This is a genomic window from Polaromonas sp. P1_G4 (assembly GCF_056405475.1).
The window spans coordinates 1-1,708 of sequence record NZ_JBFUCA010000712.1; the positions used below are offsets into that span (position 1 = coordinate 1).

The 1,708-nt window shown below is 60.5% G+C and carries 3 protein-coding genes and 1 other RNA gene; 3 read left to right on the forward strand and 1 reads right to left on the reverse strand.

The genetic code is table 11. From position 1 onward, the window contains the following. The 3 genes from zapA to AC1D1X_RS22525 all read left to right on the forward strand — a co-directional run. Positions 1-245, forward strand: a 245-nt coding sequence (gene zapA, locus AC1D1X_RS22515) for a cell division protein ZapA (protein WP_477699248.1), incomplete at its 5' end; no start/stop codon positions are given. A gap of 66 nt (positions 246-311) precedes the next feature. Continuing rightward, positions 312-491: non-coding RNA, 6S RNA (ssrS, locus tag AC1D1X_RS22520), on the forward strand. A gap of 92 nt (positions 492-583) precedes the next feature. After that, positions 584-1,384 (forward strand): sulfite exporter TauE/SafE family protein, encoded by an 801-nt coding sequence (locus AC1D1X_RS22525; RefSeq protein ID WP_457280493.1) that lies wholly within the window; start codon positions 584-586, stop codon positions 1,382-1,384. Positions 1,385-1,395: 11 nt separating this feature from the next. On the opposite strand, the gene AC1D1X_RS22530 is transcribed toward AC1D1X_RS22525, so the two are convergent. Continuing rightward, positions 1,396-1,708: LysR substrate-binding domain-containing protein (locus tag AC1D1X_RS22530; protein WP_477699249.1), on the reverse strand; the 313-nt coding region annotated here is incomplete at its 5' end.

The window sequence follows — 1,708 nt, forward strand, 5'->3', positions numbered from 1 at the left end:
GTGTTGACATGGCCATGTGCAGGATTCGCGATGCCGGGAAAATCAAGGCACGTGACCGCATTGCCGTTCTGGCGGCGCTCAATCTCGCCTTTGAGCTCCCCGAGCGCACGCCAAACGCTACGCCCACACCCGCTGCGACAACAGCGGAAACAACCGCCAGTGCTGGCGAAACAACGCATCCGCAACTCACAGCCTTGCTACAGCGGCTTGACACGGCCCTGGGCGTTGACGGCCGCCTGCTTTAAGCCCGCGCACCCCTGCGGTAAATCACTCCCTACTTCGCGCGCGAGGGCCGCAAAGGCCTACAATGAACATGTCTGCGATGCGCATTGGGCTTTATATTTCCTTGAACCAATGCTCTTCGAGCACGGGCTTGGTAAATTGTCCGGCAGGTGTGATCGTCTCGCGTCAGACGAACCCGAAACCTGACTGCCCTCGCCCACCTGAACCCCGGTTCAGGATGACGGTCCAGTGGCACTCGCAGACACCTTTCTTTTCTTGTCCCGGATCCGAACGGAATCCAGGCCGCGAACAAAAACAATAGCCGGTTGTGGGCCCAGCCCGCCGTGCCACAGCAGATCTGATGTCTCTCGAACCCCAACTTATTGCCGAACTTCTTTTGTTGGGTCTGTGCACCGGTTTTCTTGCAGGCCTGCTGGGCATCGGCGGCGGGATGCTGATGGTGCCGTTCATCACCTTCATCCTCACGGCAAAGGGCTACCCGCAGGAATACACCGTGAAAATGGCGGTCGCCACCTCGCTGGCCACCATCTGCTTCACCTCGTTGTCATCAGTGCGTGCGCATCACCGGCGCGGGGCCGTGCTGTGGCCCATCGTTCGGCTGCTGGCGCCCGGCATTTTGCTGGGGTCATTGATTGGCGCCCAACTGGCAGTGGCCTTGCCGGGCAAGATCCTCAGCATCCTGTTTGCCGTTTTTGTGGCGTTTTCAGCCACCCAGATGTTTCTGGGCCGTAAACCCAAACCCAGCCGCACCCTGCCCGGCCGCCTGGGCACCTTTGGCATGGGTGGTGTCATCGGCATGCTGTCTTCACTGGTGGGTGCAGGCGGCGCCTTCGTTTCGGTGCCCTTCATGACCTGGTGCAACGTGAAAATCCATGACGCCGTGGGAACCTCGGCAGCCCTTGGTTTTCCAATCGCGCTGGCCGGCACCCTGGGCTACATCTGGGCCGGCCAGAATCTCCCGCAAATGCCGCCCGGCTCCATCGGCTTTCTGTACCTGCCAGGGCTGGTCATCATCTCGGTGGCCAGTATTTGCACAGCGCCGCTGGGCGCACGCACGGCGCATCGCATGGACATCCAGCCGCTGAAGAAAGTCTTCGCGGTTGTGCTGTACATCCTGGCGGCCTATTTCCTGCTGCGCTAACCCTTGTCGTACTACCGGCGGGCCGCAGCACGCCGGGGCTGTGCCGTTTTGGGACGAAAACCAATTGTCTGCTCGATCAACGCCCCGCCATCGGTCATCAAAAAAGTCTTGAAAGCCTGCGCTACCGGCGTCAGCCGCTTGTTGCGGCGGTGCACGACATACCAATTCAGCATCAGCGGAAAACCCTGCACGTCGAGCACGGTCAGGCTGCCCACCTGAAGTTCGCGGCTGATGGTATGCGCCGACAGAAAACTCACCCCCATGCCCGCGATCACGGCCTGTTTGATGGTTTCCGTGCTCTTGATCTCCATCGCGATGTTGAGG

Excerpts from the sequence above, each read along its gene's own strand:
- AC1D1X_RS22525 (WP_457280493.1), top strand. The coding sequence starts at position 584 with ATGTCTCTCGAACCCCAACTTATTGCCGAACTTCTTTTGTTGGGTCTG.